The sequence below is a fragment of the Mycobacterium montefiorense genome, assembly GCF_025823255.1.
GTDB lineage: Bacteria > Actinomycetota > Actinomycetes > Mycobacteriales > Mycobacteriaceae > Mycobacterium > Mycobacterium montefiorense.
On the sequence record NZ_JACKVL010000002.1, the window covers coordinates 64,655 to 81,853 of the forward strand.

Annotated in this window: 13 protein-coding genes and 1 pseudogene; 10 read left to right on the forward strand and 4 right to left on the reverse strand. The window is 64.5% G+C overall.

Annotated elements, in window-relative coordinates:
• The first annotated feature begins 106 nt into the window (after window positions 1–106).
• The 10 genes and pseudogenes from H7K34_RS00285 (at window position 107) to H7K34_RS00330 (ending at window position 10,781) form a co-directional block, all read left to right on the forward strand.
• Window positions 107–2,303: pseudogene (locus H7K34_RS00285) on the forward strand (adenylate/guanylate cyclase domain-containing protein).
• Complete coding sequence (locus H7K34_RS00290) at window positions 2,303–3,712, forward strand: mechanosensitive ion channel domain-containing protein (protein WP_264058579.1); 1,410 nt, start codon at window positions 2,303–2,305, stop codon at window positions 3,710–3,712. The pseudogene H7K34_RS00285 and the gene H7K34_RS00290 overlap by 1 nt, the downstream one beginning before the upstream one ends.
• A 58-nt stretch (window positions 3,713–3,770) precedes the next feature.
• Window positions 3,771–5,018: a glutamate-5-semialdehyde dehydrogenase gene (locus tag H7K34_RS00295; protein WP_108925484.1), complete on the forward strand. Its 1,248-nt coding sequence runs from the start codon at window positions 3,771–3,773 to the stop codon at window positions 5,016–5,018.
• A 36-nt stretch (window positions 5,019–5,054) separates the two neighbouring features.
• Window positions 5,055–5,930 carry an AAA family ATPase gene (locus tag H7K34_RS00300; RefSeq protein WP_108925482.1) on the forward strand — a complete coding sequence of 292 codons (876 nt, stop codon included), beginning with the start codon at window positions 5,055–5,057 and terminating at the stop codon, window positions 5,928–5,930.
• A gap of 17 nt (window positions 5,931–5,947) precedes the next feature.
• Entirely contained in the window at window positions 5,948–7,396 is a 1,449-nt protein-coding gene (locus H7K34_RS00305) for a vWA domain-containing protein (protein ID WP_264058582.1), read from the forward strand.
• A 79-nt stretch (window positions 7,397–7,475) separates the two neighbouring features.
• A complete protein-coding gene (gene nadD / locus H7K34_RS00310) occupies window positions 7,476–8,156 on the forward strand; it encodes a nicotinate-nucleotide adenylyltransferase (protein WP_264058584.1) in 681 nt (226 codons plus the stop codon).
• The gene (gene rsfS, locus H7K34_RS00315; RefSeq protein ID WP_264058586.1) at window positions 8,153–8,542 is read left to right on the forward strand and encodes a ribosome silencing factor; all 390 of its coding nucleotides are present in this window, start codon (window positions 8,153–8,155) and stop codon (window positions 8,540–8,542) included. The genes nadD and rsfS overlap by 4 nt, the downstream gene beginning before the upstream one ends.
• Entirely contained in the window at window positions 8,539–9,213 is a 675-nt protein-coding gene (gene gpgP, locus H7K34_RS00320; protein ID WP_264058592.1) for a glucosyl-3-phosphoglycerate phosphatase, read from the forward strand. The genes rsfS and gpgP overlap by 4 nt, the downstream gene beginning before the upstream one ends.
• Window positions 9,203–9,940 (forward strand): diglucosylglycerate octanoyltransferase, encoded by a 738-nt coding sequence (octT, locus tag H7K34_RS00325; RefSeq protein WP_264058594.1) that lies wholly within the window; start codon window positions 9,203–9,205, stop codon window positions 9,938–9,940. Before gpgP ends, octT begins: the two co-directional genes overlap by 11 nt.
• A 4-nt stretch (window positions 9,941–9,944) precedes the next feature.
• Window positions 9,945–10,781 carry a DegV family protein gene (locus H7K34_RS00330; protein ID WP_264058595.1) on the forward strand — a complete coding sequence of 279 codons (837 nt, stop codon included), beginning with the start codon at window positions 9,945–9,947 and terminating at the stop codon, window positions 10,779–10,781.
• Here the strand turns inward: H7K34_RS00330 and H7K34_RS00335 are convergent.
• The 4 genes from H7K34_RS00335 to H7K34_RS00350 form a co-directional block, all read right to left on the reverse strand.
• Window positions 10,764–13,700, reverse strand: a complete 2,937-nt coding sequence (locus H7K34_RS00335; protein ID WP_264058600.1) for an MMPL/RND family transporter — start codon at window positions 13,698–13,700, stop codon at window positions 10,764–10,766. The genes H7K34_RS00330 and H7K34_RS00335 overlap by 18 nt on opposite strands.
• Entirely contained in the window at window positions 13,697–14,191 is a 495-nt protein-coding gene (locus tag H7K34_RS00340; RefSeq protein ID WP_372510646.1) for an MmpS family transport accessory protein, read from the reverse strand. The genes H7K34_RS00335 and H7K34_RS00340 overlap by 4 nt, the downstream gene beginning before the upstream one ends.
• Before the next feature lie 133 nt (window positions 14,192–14,324).
• Window positions 14,325–15,383 carry an NAD(P)H-dependent amine dehydrogenase family protein gene (locus H7K34_RS00345; protein WP_264058601.1) on the reverse strand — a complete coding sequence of 353 codons (1,059 nt, stop codon included), beginning with the start codon at window positions 15,381–15,383 and terminating at the stop codon, window positions 14,325–14,327.
• Between the two features lie 66 nt (window positions 15,384–15,449).
• Window positions 15,450–17,189, reverse strand: coding sequence for an AMP-binding protein (locus H7K34_RS00350; RefSeq protein WP_264058603.1), 1,740 nt, complete (start codon window positions 17,187–17,189; stop codon window positions 15,450–15,452).
• Window positions 17,190–17,199: the final 10 nt, after the last annotated feature.

A 17,199-nucleotide genomic window follows, 5' to 3' on the forward strand; every position in this document is an offset into this window, starting at 1 on the left:
CGCGTTTTGGGGGTCAGTCGCATGGCGCAAACGCCAATTTTGTGATGTCCGCGCGCTAGTCTGCTGCGTTAGCGACGTTGGATCCTCTCACGGAAAGGGCAAGCGATTGACGTCGAGCAAGCAGACCGACGCCGAATCCGCCCCGGCAGACGAGGCAACGACGCTGGGCGTTGAGGAGCAGAAGCAGAAGCGCCGCCGCCGCCGGGTCTTCCGGATCGGCATCCAGTCCAAGCTGTTGATGACGCTGTTGATCTGCAGCATCCTGTCGGTGGCTGTGGTTGGTCTGATCGGAGCCCTGTCCGGTCGCACCGCCCTGCGTCAAGTGGAGGCCGAGCGGCTGACCGAGTTGCGGGAGTCGCAGAAGCGGCAGTTGCTGGCACTTTTCAAGGAAGTGACGAACTCGCTGATCGTCTATAGCGGCGGGTTCAGCATCGTCGACGCCGAGCGGGCGTTCACCGGGGGCTTCGACCAATTGGGCAACGCGCCGATCACGCCTGCCCAGGAGCAGGCGCTGGTCAACTACTACGACAACGACATGATCAAGCCGATCACGCGAATCACCGGCGAAACCATTGCTCTCAATGCAGTTCTGCCGGCTTCTCCTGCGCAGAAGTACCTTCAGGCGTACTACACCGCGGCGCCGCGGCCGGCCGACTCGATGCCCCCCGCGGACGCCGGCGACGGCAGCGCCTGGTCGGCAGCCAACGCCCGCTTCGACTTCTACATGCGTGGCATCGTGACCCGCTTCGAATATCGGGATGCGCTGTTGCTGGATACCCGGGGCAACGTCGTCTACTCCGTGCAAAAAGGGCCGGACCTCGGCACCAATATCCTCACCGGCCCATATCGCGAAACCAATCTGCGTGAGGCTTACCAAAAAGCGCTGCGCTCCAACGACCTGGACTTCGTCTGGATCACCGACTTCCAGCCCTATCAGCCCACCACCGATGTACCCACCGCGTGGGTGGTATCGCCGGTCGGCATGAACGGCAAGGCGGAGGGCGTTATGGCGCTGCCACTGCCGATCTCGAAGATAAACAGGATCATGACCGCCAACAAACAGTGGGAAGCCGCCGGAATGGGGCCGTCCACCGAGTCGTATCTTGTGGGTCCCGACGGTTTGATGCGTTCTGATTCCCGGCTTTTCCTGCAAGACCCGCAGCAATACCGGCGCGAAGCGATCGCCGCCGGCACCCCGCCCGACGTCGTGGAGCGCGCGCTCCGGCTGGGTACCACGACGCTGGTGCAGCCGGCGCCGACCGCGGGTTCTCGCGATGCGCAGCGCGGCCAATCGGGAACGCTCACCGCGACTGATTACACGGGCAGTAGCGAAATGGAAGCCTACACACCGCTGAATGTGCCGGACTCCGATCTGCATTGGTCGCTTCTGGTGACATCGCGACGACTCCGATGCTTTTGCGCGGCTGGGCAAATTCAGCCAAACCCTGGTGGTCGGTGTCGCGACGATGATCTTCGTGGTGTGTGTGGCGTCGATGCTGCTTGCTCAGGTGATGTTGCGGCCGGTCCGCCGGCTGCAGGCCGGTACGCAGAAGATCAGTTCCGGCGACTACCAATTCAGCATCCCGGTGCAATCCCGCGACGAAATCGGTGATCTCACACAGGCTTTCAACGAGATGAGCCGCAATCTGGCGATCAAGGACGAGCTGCTTACCGAGCAACGCAAAGAAAACGACCGCCTGTTGCTGGCCCTGATGCCGGAATCGGTGGTGCAACGGTATCGCGAGGGCCAGGAGACCATCTCGCAAAAACATCAGGACGTTGCCATCATTTTCGCCGATATCGTTGGCCTGGACGAGATTTCCATCGACCTCCCCGGCGATGAACTGGTGGGAATCGTCGACGAGCTCTTCCGGCAGTTCGACGCGGCGGCCGAGGCTCTGGGCGTCGAACGGATTCGCACCTTCCACAACGGCTATCTGGCCAGCTGCGGGGTCGTGACGCCGCGGCTGGACAGCATTTACCGCAGCATTGAATTCGCTCTGGAAATGCGCCAGATCATCGACCGATTCAACAGCCAAACCTCACACGAGCTACGGCTTCGGGTCGGCGTCAACACCGGAAACGTGGTCAGCGGACTGGTGGGCCGATCAAGCCTCGTCTACGACATGTGGGGCGGCGCCGTCAGTATGGCATTCCAAATGCACAGTGGTGCACCGCAACCCGGCATCTATGTCACCTCGAGTGTGTACGAGGCGCTGCGGGACGTCCGGCAGTTCACGCCGGCCGGCTCGATTTCCGTCGGCGGTAAAGATCAGGCGATCTACCGGCTGTCGGAGCGCTGATGAACGCATTCCACTCGTCGTGGTTCTATTGGGCAATTGGTGTCGCGCTGGGTTTTCCGGTCGTGCTGATCCTGCTCACCGAGCTGCACCACGCGCTCGTGCGCCGGGGCAATCGTCTGGCCCGTCAAGTTAGCCTGTTACGCAACCTATTGCTGCCGCTGGGCGCGTTGTTGCTGCTGATGGTGAACGCCGCGCAGGTCCCGGCCGGAGACGGCCTGGTGCGTATCTTGTCGACGCTGTTCGGTTTCCTGGTGCTGGTGCTGGTGCTGCTGCTGTCCGGGCTCAACGCCACCGTCTTCGAAGGCGCGCCCCAAGACAGCTGGCGCAAACGGCTGCCCACAATCTTCCTCGACGTCGCCCGATTCGCGCTGATCGGCGTCGGCCTGGCCGTCATCTTGTCCGTGATCTGGGGTGTCCGGGTCGGTGGCGTATTCACCGCGCTGGGCGTGACGTCGGTCGTCCTCGGATTGATGCTGCAGAACTCCGTCGGCCAGATCGTGTCGGGCCTGTTCATGTTGTTCGAGCAGCCCTTCCGCATCGACGACTGGCTCGATGCGTCCAACGAGCGCGGACGAGTTGTCGAGGTGAACTGGCGGGCCGTACATATCCAGACCGGCAGCGGAATTCGGATCATGCCCAACTCGATGCTGGCCAGTACGTCCTTCACGAATCTGAGCCGCCCGCCCGGCACCCACAAGCTGACGATGAAGACCACTTTCTCGCTCGCCGATCCGCCCGATCGAGTCTGCGCGATGCTGACACGAGTGGCCCAGGAGCTGCCCCAACTCAAGGTCGGCAGCGCCCCCCGTTCAGTGTCCGTCGGCGGCGGCGAATACGCCACGAGCATCGGGCTGAGCTCGCCCGCCGACGATGGCGGCGCGCGATCGACGTTTCTGCGCTGGATCTGGTACGCCGCCCGGCGCGCAGAGCTGCACCTCGACGACGCCGACGACGACTACTCGACACGGCAACGGGTGGAGGACGCACTGCGGTCCGTGGTGGCGCCGGCGCTGCGGCTCAGCGTGGCCGATCAGCAGTCGCTGCAATCTTCGGCCCGAATCGTCCTTTACGGTGCCGGCGAAATTGTCGAGTACGCCGGTGAAGTGCCCGCAGGGATGACGTTCCTGGTCGCCGGACGGGTGCGGATGATGGCCACGGCAGAGGACGGTTCGGTGGTGCCGATCAGCACCCTGGAGGAGGGCTCGTTCTTGGGCCTGACCGCACTGACCCGGCAACCGAACCTGGCCAGCGCGTACGCGATCGATGAGGTCACCGCGTTGGAGGTCGATCGCGAACATCTCGAGCATCTCGTGATGCGTGAACCGTTGCTATTACAGGACTTTGGTCACATCCTCGACGAGCGGCAGAGCAAAGTGCGGCAGGCGGAGCGTGGCGAGCGGGTCGGGTGAGGCCGACCGCCAACCAGGCCGCCTTACTCGGCCGGCTCAAGCCCGATACGCTGGGTCAATGAGTCTGCAAGCACCATCGCGTCCTGACTTGCGTCAGGAGGTCCACAACGCCGCCCGGCGCGCCCGCGCCGCGTCCCGCGCGCTGGCATTGCTGCCGACGGTTGCCAAGGACCAGGCGCTGCAGTCCGCGGCCGAGGCCATCACGGCCAACACCCGCCAGATCCTGGCGGCCAACGCCGAAGACCTGAAGGCGGCACGCGACGCCGGGACACCGAACGCGATGCTTGACCGGTTGGCGCTGGACCCCAACCGCGTGGACGGAATCGCCGCTGGTCTGAGCCAGGTTGCGGGGTTGCCCGACCCGGTCGGCGAGGTGCTGCGTGGTTACACCCTGCCCAACGGGCTGCAACTGCGTCAGCAGCGGGTTCCGCTCGGCGTGGTCGGCATGATCTACGAGGGTCGGCCCAATGTCACCGTTGACGCGTTCGGGTTGGCGCTGAAGTCCGGCAATGCCGTGCTGTTGCGCGGCAGTTCCTCGGCGGCGCGCTCCAACCAGGCGCTGGTCGAGGCGTTGCGCTCCTCGCTGGTCAGCGAGGACTTGCCGGCCGACGCGGTGCAGCTGCTGTCGTCCGACGACCGGTCCACGGTCACGCACCTGATCCAGGCGCGCGGGCTGGTCGACGTGGTGATCCCGCGCGGGGGCGCGAGCCTGATCGACGCGGTGGTCCGCGACGCGCAGGTGCCCACCATCGAGACCGGTGTCGGCAACTGTCACGTCTACGTGGACGCGGGCGCAGACCTGGATGTGGCAGAACGGATTCTGCTGAACTCCAAGACCCGGCGGCCCAGTGTGTGCAACGCCGCCGAGACGCTGTTGGTGGACTCCGCGATTGCCGCAAGCGCGGTGCCCCGGCTGGTCGCGGCGCTGCAAGACGCCGGTGTGACGGTGCATCTCGACCCGGACGAGGACAACCTGCGCCGCGAATACCTGTCGATGGACATCGCGGTGGCGGTGGTCGACGGCGTTGACGCCGCGATCGCGCACATCAACGAATACGGCACCGGACACACCGAGGCCATTGTGACCAGCAATGTAGCTGCAGCACAACGATTTTCGGATGGAGTCGATGCGGCCGCGGTGATGATCAACGCGTCGACCGGGTTTACCGACGGCGAGCAATTCGGCTTCGGCGCCGAGATCGGCATCTCGACCCAGAAGCTGCATGCCCGCGGTCCGATGGGCTTACCGGAACTGACCTCGACTAAATGGATCGCGTGGGGAGACGGCCACGTTCGTCCGGCCTGACCCGGTCCACCGAAAGTGCTTTAGGAGAACTTGATTGTGAGCGTGCCCGCCCGGCCCACCCCGCTGTTCGCGGACATCAACGACGTTTCGCGACGGTTGGCCGAGACCGGCTATCTGCCCGACACCGCCACCGCGACGGCAGTATTCCTGGCTGACCGGCTGGGCAAGCCGCTGCTGGTGGAGGGGCCCGCCGGGGTAGGCAAGACCGAGTTGGCCCGCGCCGTCGCGCAGGCCACCGGCGCGGGTTTGGTTCGGCTGCAGTGCTACGAGGGTGTCGACGAGGCTCGCGCGCTCTACGAGTGGAACCACGCCAAGCAGATTCTGCGCATCCAGGCCGGCTCGGGGGACTGGGATCAGACCAAAGACGACGTGTTCAGCGAGGAGTTCCTGCTGCAGCGTCCGCTGCTGACCGCGATCCGGCGCACCGAGCCGACGGTGCTGCTGATCGACGAGACCGACAAGGCCGACATCGAAATCGAGGGCCTGCTGCTCGAAGTGCTCTCCGATTTCGCGGTGACCGTCCCCGAACTGGGCACCATCACCGCCTCGCGGACGCCGCTGGTGGTGCTGACCTCGAACGCCACCCGCGAGCTGTCCGAGGCGCTCAAGCGTCGCTGCCTGTTCCTGCACATCGATTTCCCAACAGCAGATCTCGAACGGCGCATCCTGTTGTCCCGTGTCCCCGAACTGCCCGCGCATCTCGCCGAGGAGCTGGTTCGCATCATCGGGGTGCTGCGCGGGATGCAGCTGAAGAAGGTGCCGTCCATCGCCGAGACGATCGACTGGGGCCGGACGTTGCTGGCGCTGGGGCTAGACACCATTGACGACGCGGTCGTTGCCCAGACGCTCGGTGTGGTCCTCAAACACCAATCCGATCAGCAACGCGCGGCCGGGGAACTCCGGCTGAACTAAGGAAGAGGCTGACCAAAATGGCCACTCGCCGGATCCGCCCCACCAGGCCACTCGCCCCGCACGGGTTGCCGGGCCATTTGGTGGGATTCGTGGAAGCGCTTCGCGGAAGCGGGATTTCGGTGGGCCCGTCGGAGACGGTGGACGCCGGCCGGGTGATGGCCGCCCTGGGCTTGAGTGATCGTGCGGTGTTGCGCGAAGGTCTCGCGTGTGCGGTGCTGCGTCAGCCCGACCACCGCGAGACCTACGACGCGATGTTCGACTTGTGGTTCCCCGCGGCGATGGGTGCGCGTGCGGTCGTCACCGAAGATGATGGGGACCCGCGGCCCGACAGCGATGCCTTGCCCGCCGACGACGTCGACGCGATGCGGCAGATGCTGCTCGACCTGCTCTCCCAGAACGAAGACCTGGCCGACATGGACGAACGGCTCGTCGCGATGATCGCGCGGATCGTGGAGGCCTACGGCAAATACAATTCCAGCCGGGGCCCGTCATTCTCGTCGTATCAGGCGCTCAAGGCGATGGCACTGGACGAGCTGGAGGGCAAGCTGCTCGCGGGCCTGCTCGCCCCCTATGGCGACGAGCCGAGTCCTACTCAAGAGCAGATCGCCAAAGCGCTGGCCGCGCAGCGGATTACCCAACTGCGCAACTTGGTCGACGCCGAGACCAAGCGGCGCACCGCTGAGCAGCTCGGCCGCGATCATGTCCAGATGTACGGCATCCCACAGCTTTCCGAGAACGTCGAGTTTCTGCGGGCCTCCGGTGACCAGCTGCGCCAGATGCAGCGAGCCGTTGCGCCACTGGCCCGGACCTTGGCGACTCGGCTCGCGGCCCGACGGCGCCGCAGCCGCGCCGGGACGATCGATCTGCGTAAGACGCTGCGTAAGTCCATGTCCACCGGCGGAGTGCCGATCGACGTGGTGCTGGCCAAACCCCGTCCCGCGCGCCCGGAACTGGTCGTGCTGTGCGACGTGTCGGGCTCGGTCGCCGGGTTCAGCCACTTCACTCTGCTGCTGGTGCACGCGCTGCGCCAACAGTTCTCCCGCGTGCGGGTGTTCGCCTTCATCGACACCACCGACGAAGTGACCCACATGTTCTCCCCGGATTGCGATCTGGCCGTCGCGATCCAGCGGATCACCCGCGAAGCCGGCGTGTACAGCCGTGACGGCCACTCCGACTACGGCAATGCGTTCGTCTCGTTCGTCCAGGCCAATCCGAATGTGCTGTCGCCGCGCAGCTCGTTGCTGGTGCTCGGGGACGGACGCACCAACTACCGCGACCCGGCCCTCGACGTCCTGTCCGACATGGTCACCGCCGCCCGGCACGCGCACTGGCTCAACCCCGAGCCCAGGCACCTGTGGGGCAGCGGCGACTCGGCCGTGCCGCGCTACGAAGACGTGATCACCATGCACGAATGCCGATCGGCCAAGCAGCTTGCGACGGTGATCGACCAACTGCTGCCGGTGTGACCCGGGCTCCGGCTCGGCCGCGGTCTGTCCGATCAGCGCGGCGACGGGCAGCCTAAGCGGCCCGGTAAGCTGGCACATCGTGCAAAAGCGGGCTCGCAGACTGGGAGTAATGGGTGGGACATTCGATCCCATCCATTACGGGCACCTGGTTGCCGCCAGCGAGGTCGCCGACCTGTTCGACCTCGACGAAGTGGTGTTCGTGCCCAGCGGTCAGCCGTGGCAGAAGTCCCGCGATGTGTCCGCCGCCGAGGACCGGTATCTAATGACGGTGATCGCGACAGCCTCCAATCCCCGGTTCTCGGTCAGCCGGGTGGACATCGACCGCGGGGGTCCGACCTACACCAAGGACACCTTGTCCGACCTGCACGCCCTCAACCCGGATACCGAGCTGTTCTTCATCACCGGCGCCGACGCCCTGTCGTCCATCCTGTCCTGGCAGGGCTGGGAGGGGGTCTTCGAATTGGCACGTTTCATCGGTGTCAGCCGGCCCGGCTACGAGCTGCGTCACGAACACATCACCGAGGTGCTCGGTGACCTGGCCACGGATGCGCTGACCCTGGTCGAGATTCCGGCGCTGGCGATCTCGTCGACCGACTGCCGTCAGCGTGCCGCCCAGCGGCGTCCACTGTGGTACCTGATGCCCGACGGCGTCGTGCAATACGTCTCCAAGCGCCGCCTGTACCGCGGACCGGTCGAGGGAGAGGCGAACGCGACGCTCGGCCCGACGCAGTCCAGCATGCCGGCAGGGAACAACACATGAGCGCCACCCAGGAAGCCGTCGACATGGCGACGATTGCGGCACACGCGGCGGCCGCGAAGCTCGCCAACGACGTCGTCGTGATCGACGTCTCCGGGCAATTGGTCATCACCGACTGCTTCGTCATCGGCTCCGCGTCAAACGAGCGGCAAGTCAACGCGATCGTCGACGAGGTCGAGGAGAAAATGCAGAAGGCCGGCTACAAACCCGCGCGCCGGGAGGGTGCTCGGGAAGGGCGCTGGACGCTGCTGGATTATCGCGACATCGTCGTGCACATTCAGCATCAAGACGATCGTAACTTCTACGCGCTTGACCGTTTGTGGGGCGACTGCCCCGTGGTACCGGTGGACTTGGCGGCCGGTCCCGAAGACTTGGCGAGCGAGCAATGACCATCCGTCGCCTGGTGATGCTGCGGCACGGGCAAACCGATTTCAATGCCGGCAGCCGGATGCAGGGGCAACTGGACTCCGCGCTTACTGAACTGGGCCGTGCGCAGGCCGGCGCCGCCGCCGAGGTGCTGGGCAAGTTGCAGCCGTTGCTGATCGTGTCGTCGGATCTGCATCGCGCCTACGACACCGCGATCAAGCTGGGCGAGCGGACCGGGCTGCAGGTGCGGGCGGACACGCGGCTACGCGAGACACACCTGGGCGACTGGCAGGGCTTGACCCACAGCGAGGTCGACGCGCAGGCCCCGGGCGCCCGCAGCACCTGGCGCGACGACGCCACCTGGGCCCCGCACGGCGGGGAAAGCAGGCTCGACGTCGCCGACCGCAGTCTTCCGCTGGTCGCCGAGCTGGTGGCCGGCGAGCCGGAATGGGGTGACGCGGACGAGCCGGATCGGCCGGTGGTGCTGGTCGCCCATGGCGGGCTGATCGCCGCGTTATCGGCTGCGCTGCTGAAGCTTCCGGTCGCGAACTGGCCGATCCTGGGCGGCATGGGCAATGCCAGCTGGGTGCAGCTGTCTGGCCACTCGCAGGACTCTGTCGCCGATTTCGACGGCATCCGCTGGCGTTTGGATGTGTGGAACGCTTCGGCCCAGGTATCCAACGATGTCCTCTGACGTACGACCCACGCTGCTGGTCTTCGCGGACTCGCTGGCCTATTACGGCCCGACTGGGGGATTGCCTGCCGACGACCCCCGTATCTGGCCCAATATCGTTGCTTCCCAGCTAGATTGGAATCTAGAACTGATCGGCCGTATCGGCTGGACCTGTCGCGACGTGTGGTGGGCGGCAACGCAGGATCCGCGGGCCTGGGCGGCACTGCCGCGGGCCGGCGCGGTGATCTTCGCGACCGGCGGGATGGACTCCCTGCCCTCGGTGTTGCCGACGGCGGTGCGCGAGTTGATCCGCTATGTTCGCCCGCCGTGGCTGCGGCGCTGGGTCCGTGACGGCTACGGCTGGGTGCAGCCCCGGCTCTCGCCGGTGGCGCGGGCCGCGCTGCCGGCGCACTTGAGCGCCGACTATCTCGAGCAGACCCGTGGCGCAATCGATTTCAACCGGCCGGGCATTCCGATCGTGGCGTCGCTGCCGTCGGTACATATCGCCGACACCTACGGCAAAGCCCACCACGGTCGTGCCGGGACCGTGACGGCGATCACGGAATGGGCGCAGCAGCATGACATTCCCCTGGTGGATCTCAAAGCTGCTGTGGCGGAACAGGTTATGAGTGGACGCGGCAATCCTGACGGCATCCACTGGAACTTCGAAGCCCACCAGGCGGTCGCGGAGCTGATGCTCAAGGCGCTGGCTGAAGCCGGGGTATCGAACGAGAAGTCGCGCGGCTAAAGCTATGACCGTCGTGGTGGTAACCGATGGCTCGTCGCGCCTCCCGGCCGATCTGCTCGAAAAATGGGCAATACGCGTTGTCCCGCTGCACGTCTTGCTCGATGGCGGCGATCTGCGCGACGGTGTGGACGAGATCCCCGACGACGTCTACCAGCACCACGCCACGACCGCGGCGGCCACCCCGGCCGAGCTCGACGCCGCCTACCGCCAGGCGTTGAACGATTCCGGCGGGGATGGGGTTGTGGCAGTGCACATTTCGTCGGCGCTGTCGGGTACCTGTGGTGCGGGTGAACGGGTCGCGAGTGAAATCGGTTCGTCGGTGCGGGTTATCGACTCGCGGTCGGCGGCGATGGGCACCGGCTTTGTCGCGCTGGCCGCGGCTCAGACCGCGGCCACGGGCGGCGACCTGGACGACGTCGTGACCGCCGCGAACTCGGCGGTAAGCCGCAGTCACGCGTTTATCGTGGTGCACGGTTTGGACAATCTGCGGCGCAGCGGCCGGATCGGCGGCGCCAAGGCATGGTTGGGAACTGCACTGTCCCTCAAGCCGTTGCTGCGCATCGACGACGGCAAACTCGTTCTGGCCCAACGGGTACGGACCGCCAGCAAGGCGACCGCGACGATGCTCGACCGAGTCTGCGAAATTGTCGGCGACGGCTCGGCGGCCGTGGCGGTGCATCACGTCGTGAACCGGGATGGCGCGGACGAGGTGGCGGCCGCGTTGGCCCGGCGGCTCCCGGCCTGCGCGCCGGCGATCGTCACCCCGCTGGGGCCGGTGCTGGGCGTGCACGTCGGCCCCGGAGCGGTCGCCGTCTGTCTGGATTTAGCTCCTCGCGGGTGACCCGGCCGGCGCCGGCCGGGCGGGCGGCAGACCGTAGTCACCGCGCGGATGCACGACCTGTGGCCACCAGAACCACCGTCCGAGCAGCGTGGCGATCGACGGCATCAACAGCGTGCGCACAATCAGCGTGTCCAGCAGCAGACCGATACAGACCGTAGACCCGAACTGGCCCAACACCCGCAATTCACTGCCCAGCATCGACGCCATCGTGAAGGCGAACACCAGACCCGCGGCGGTCACCACCCCACCCGTGCCGGCCATCGACCGAATGATTCCGGTCTTCAGCCCGCGATGAATCTCTTCCCTGAACCGGGAGACCAGCAGCAGGTTGTAGTCAGAACCCACTGCCAACAGGATGATCACGGACAGCGCCATCACGATCCAGTGAATCTTGATGCCGAACAAGTCCTGCCAAATCAGCACGGACAGACCGAAAGACGCGGCAATGGAGCTGGCCGCTGTGCCGACAATGACCAACGCGGCCACCACACTTCGGGTGAGCAGCAGCATGATCATGAAGATCAGCGTCAGCGCAGAGACCACCGCGATCATCAGGTCGAATTTGGCACCGTCGTGCATGTCCTTGAACGTCGCGGCGGTTCCGCCCAGATACACCCTGGCGTCGGACAGCGAGGATTGCTTCAGGCCCTCCTGGGCGGCGGTCCGCTCGGCATCGACTCGTGAAATGCCTTCCGGTGTCATCGGATCGCCCTGATGGGTGATGAAGTACCGCGCTGACTTACCGTCCGGCGACAAGAACATTCGAAGACCCGTCTGGAAATCGGGGTTGTCGAATGCCTCCGGCGGCAGATAGAAGAAGTCGTCATTCTTGGACTGATCGAAGCTTTGCCCCATCACGATGGCGGTGTTGCTCATCGCCTCCATCTGGTTGATCATCGCCTTGAACGTCTGGTAGAGCGTCAGCGTGATACCCCTGGTGGTCTTCAGCGTGGTGATCAGCGTGGGAAACAGCGCGTTCAGGTCGTGGGTGGCCTGGGCGGTGTGCTTGATATCGGCCGCCAGGTAGTGGAACTGCTCGGCGAGTTGGTCGAAGCCGTCCAACGTGTCGAATAGAGATCGCAGCCCGAAACACAGGGGGATGTCGAAACAGTGCTTCTCCCAATAGAAGTAGGTGCGGACCGGTCGGAAGGTGTCGTCGAAGTCGGCGATGTGGTTGCGCAAGCTATCGGTGATTTCCGAGGTCACCGCCGTGGTATTTGCGCTGTCGTCGGCGGCGTGGGCCAGGTCCAGTGACACCTCGTACTGGCGCTGCGTGGTGTCGATTTGGGTCTGCAAGTCGTCAGCCATCTTGAGGATGTCGTTCATGCGCTCCTTGAGGAAGCCCATGTTCTGCATCGTCGTTTGGCTTTGGATGCTGTTCTGGAACGGTATCGAGCTGTGCTGAATCGGAATGCCCAGCGGCCTGGTGATGTCCTGGACCATGGCGATGCCGAGCGTGCGCATCTCGTTTTTGGCCACCCGGTCCAACACGAGCATGTCGGCCGTGTTGCGCATGTCATGGTCGGACTCGACCATCAACATGTCGGGGTTCATCCGAGCCTCGGAGAAATGCCGATTCGCGGCCTCTTGCCCTTGGTTCGATGGGGCTGACAACGGCAGGTAATGCCGGTCGTTGTAGCTCGTTTTGTAGCTCGGCAGCGCGACCATGCCGACCAGTACGACGGCGGCACTGACGGCGAGAATTGGTGCGGGCCAACGTACTACCGCGGTTCCGACCCGGCGCCAGAGCCGCCCTTGCTTAGCGGCGCTCTTGGTCTCGAAGAGGTGGAAGCGACTGCCGATGAAGATAACTGCGGGGCCCAGCGTGAGTCCGGCCGCGACGACGACCAGCATGCCGATCGCCACCGGTGCGCCCATGGTGTTGAACCAGGGCAGCCGCGAAAAACTCAGGCAGTAGGTTGCCCCGGCAATCGTCAGGCCCGACCCCAGGACAACGGGGGCAACTCCCTTAAATGTGGTGTAGTACGCGGTTTCTCGGTCCTCGCCGGCCCGCAAGGCCTCTTGATAGCGGCCGACGAGAAAGATGCCGTAGTCCGTTCCGGCGGCGATCGCCAGCATGGTGAGGATGTTGGCGGCGAATGTCGTGAGCCCGAATGCGTTGTGATACGCCAGAACCGCGACGACTCCCCGCGAGCATGCCAACGCGACAAAGGTCATGAAAAGCTGGACCAGGGTGGTGACGATGGACCGGTAGACCAGCAGCAACATGATCGCGATGGCACCCAGGGTGAACAGCGTGATGGTGGCCAGGCTGGCGTTGCCGATGAGGTGCATGTCATCGGAAAGCGCTGCGGGACCGGTGACGTAGGCCTTCACGCCGGGTGGCGCCTTGTTTTCGTCGATCACCTTGCGAACAGCGTCCACCGACTCGTTCGCCAGCGTGGTGCCTTGGTTGCCGGCGAGATTCACCTGCACATAGGCGCCCTTGGCGTCGGCGCTCTGCGCGCCCGCCGCCGTCAGCCGGTCGCCCCAGAAGTCCTGGATGTGCTGGATGTGCTTGGGATCTTGGCGCAGTTGCCGAATCAGCTTGTCGTAGTACTGGTGTGCATCGGCACCGAGAGGTTGTTGGCCCTCCAACACGATCATCACGGTGCTGTTGGAATCGAATTCGTGGAAGTTCTGGCCCAGACGCATCATCGCCTTCATCGATGGCGCGTCCAGAGGTGTCATCGGTGCCGAGTGCGCCTCGCCGACGACTTCCAGGGTGGGAACGATGACGTTCACCAGGACCGTGACAGCTACCCAGGCCAGGATGATCGGCACCGCGAAGATGCGGATGGTGTGCGGGAGGTACGGGCGGTGGCCGCGTTCCGGCTTACCGGAACTCTGGGTGCCGATCGGCCCGGTGTCAGCGGCGTCGTCGACACCCAGGTGGCTCTTGCTGTTGAGATCGCTCATGCGGACTTCACCAGGCAGAAGGTCTGGGCGTTGTGGCCATCGGAGTTCTGCTGATCGCGGACGACCCCGTCGACGGTGATCTTGCAGCCGATTCGGTTGCCATCACTTTGCGCCATGATGTTGGCACTCACCGACGGCAGCGTGGTCGAGATGGTGGCCGTCCACGGTAGCGAGGCGTTGTTGATCTGGTGTGTGTTGGCATTTTCGTCCCAGTAGTTGATGTTCGCGGTAGCACCCGGCGGTCCGGATATTTCGTAAACGACGACCTTGGGGTTGAACTGCACGATCTCGATCCCCTTGCCGGCATTCGCGTTGAGGTCCTCCGAGCCGAATACCTTGTGCAACCGCGATACGACCAACGCCGAGACTGCCAGTACCACAATCAGCAGCAGGGGTATCCACGCCCGTTTGAGCGCCTGGGATATGGCGTCCGAGTTCGGTGAACCACTCACCTTGACCGCCTTCCGCTCACCGCTGCGGGGGCCTGCCATCCTGCCTGGGAAAGCTCACCACCGTGTCGACAACCTTAATTGTCGGCGGAACCTTTGCTCGGCTAAGTACTCTAAACCTTAGAGGACGGAAACGTTCCTCCGGGGTGCTCGGGTCGTGGCCAACGCCATATGGCTAGCGCGCCAGGCGGCCGGTGACCGGGGGCAAGTCGGCAAGGGTGACAATCCCGGGTATGGCGGCCACCACTCCGGGGACCGCGTTGGTGACCGGCATCGCGGTGTAGATCATGCCGAGTCCCATGAACCCGGGTTCCGTCCAATCCTTCGGTGGCAGGCAATGCAGGACGGTCCGCATGTTGGGCATTCCGAAGACCTGAATGACGTGGCCATGCTCGAGGGGCTTGGGTGGGACGACGTGGTTACCCATGGTCCAGTTGAATCCGACGCTGACGACGTTGCGGTCGCCTTCCCAGCCGCGGTGGAAGCCGTACACGCCGCCAACGGTGCCCGCGGGGATCTTCATAAAGCCCAGATCGGAGTCGCCGGTGGCCGCGGTGAACGTGACGTCGAAGGTCATCTTGTCCAGCTTGGCGCCGATCGCGTCGGCCATCATCGCCGCGGACTCGGCGAAGACTTCGCTTTCCCGCCGCACATTGTCCGCGAGTCCCGGTGTGTCCGGGTCTTGCGAGAACCCCATCGCCGTCTGGGTTTCCGCGGATTCGTAGGTCGAGCAATCCACCGACTCGGTGATCCGGATCTCGTCGACGCGCTCGCAGGAGGCGGACAGCACCATGCCGACCATGTTCGTCATGCCGGGATGCGCGCCACTGCCGAAGATCGTCGAATTGCCTCTCTGGCAGGCGTCCTCGATGCGTTTGCGGTCCTGCGGCGTTTGTTTGCCGCCGGTGATCCAGGCCGCGCTGGTGCACACGTTGACGCCTGACTCCAGCAGCCGCACCAATTCGTCGATGTTGGGCCACAACGGGTTATAGCAACAGGCGTCGGCGCCCAGCGCGACTAGTACGTCGATGTCGTTGGTGGCCTGCACGCCGGTCGGCTCGGGCCAGCCGGAAAGCTCTGCGGCATCGAGCCCGACCTTGTCCGCCCCGTGTGCGTAGACCCCCACCAGCTCCATGTCGGGTCTGCCGATGATCGCGTGCAGCGACCGCCGCCCGATGTTCCCGGTTGTCCACTGGATAACGCGTAGCGGACGATCTGTGCTGGCTGTGCTCATCGTGGCTCCTTTGCCGGTGCAATTGGAACCATTATGCGAAGGGCGCTATTCGTGCGTGTGCGAGGCCTAGGCGTCCAACCGGACGAATTGGTGCTGCCGGTACTGCTCGACACAGGCGGCGCGTCGAATCTTGCCGCTCGTGGTGGTCGGTATCGACCCGGGAGCTACCAGAACGAGATCCCCGACATTCAGGCCGTGCGCATTGGAGATCGCGGAGGTGACGTCGCTCTTGACCTTAGCCAGCCAGCGCCTTGCCTCCTCGTCGGAATCGCCGCGCGTCTTGAGCTCGATGATGGTGACCAGCTGCTCGGTACCGTTCGCCGCAACCGAAATGGCCGCGACCCGGCCACGCGCGATCTCTTGGACCGTCGCCTCGATGTCCTCGGGATAGTAATTGCGCCCGCGAATGATCAGCACATCCTTGATGCGGCCGACGATGAACAACTCACCGGAGTGGATGAAACCGAGGTCGCCGGTGCGCAACCACGGCCCGTCAGGCGTGCCGGGCGACGGGTCGACAAGTGTTGCGCCGAAGCATCGCTGCTCGGATGGCGGTTTGCGCCAATAGCCGTCGGCGACATTCTCGCCATGCACCCAGATTTCACCGATCGAGTTCGGTGGGCATTCGCGATTCGTCTCACTGTCGACGATCCGCAGCGTGGGGGATTGCGGCACTTGGTATTTGACCAGTGCCGTGCCTTTCCCGGTTGCGCAAGGCTCGACGCGGCCTGCGCCGAGCGCTTCGGCATCGAAGTGGCCCGCCGGCGACGATTCACTCCAGGTGCCGGTCGCCACGAAGACCGTGGCCTCCGCCATGCCGTAGGACGGGCGCATCATGCGGTCCCGAAAATTGAAGTGCGCAAACCGATCCACGAAGCGATTCAAGGTGGCCGGCTCGACACGTTCGGCGCCGCTGATGATTCCCAGCACACCGCCGAGGTCAAGTCCGGCCAAGTCTTTGTCGGTGGTCTTGCGGGCGGCCAAGTCAAAGGCGAAGTTGGGTGCGGACGACCATGTGTGGGGATTTTCCGCCAGCGCACGCACCCACCTGGCCGGCCGCGCCAAGAACCCGACCGGACTGGTCAGCGCGGCACGATGGCCACTTAAGATTGGGGCGCAGACTCCCAGCACCAAACCCATGTCGTGGTAAAAGGGCAACCATGACACGATCGTGGCTTCGGACGGGATGTTGGTTCCCGAGTTCGCGAAGAAGCTGCGCATCAGTTGCTCGAAATTCACTTCGAGATTTCGGTGCGAGAGCATCACGCCGGTCGGCGTTCGGGTCGAGCCTGAGCTGTATTGCAAATACGCGATGTTGGGTAAATCACCCGTCGGAACGCTTGTTTGGCGATCGACGTCCAGATTCATCGAATCGATTTCGATGATCTTTGGAACATCGTTCATGCGGGCTTGATCGACATACTCGGCGACATCCTGGGCGACCGCGGACGTAGTGAGAACAACCGACGGCGACGTATCGGCGAGGACCGCACCCACCCGCTCATTGTTCGAGCCGGGATGCGGCAGCGGAAGCGGAACGGCGATGAGGCCAGCTTGCATGGATCCCAGGAACGCCGCAATGTAGTCAAGGCCTTGCGGCGCGAGGATTGCCGCCCTGTCGCCGACTGACCCGTGCGGGCCGAGTTCGGTTGCCGCATTGAGTGTTCGGCGGGATATCTGCGACCAGGTGAGGCTCTCGGAGACGCCGTCGGCGTCGTCCTCGTAATTGGTAAATGTGTACGCGACGTCGTGCGGTCGCAGGCTGGCGCGCCCGTGCAGTATGGAGAGAATCGATGACGAAGACATATGCGTGCGG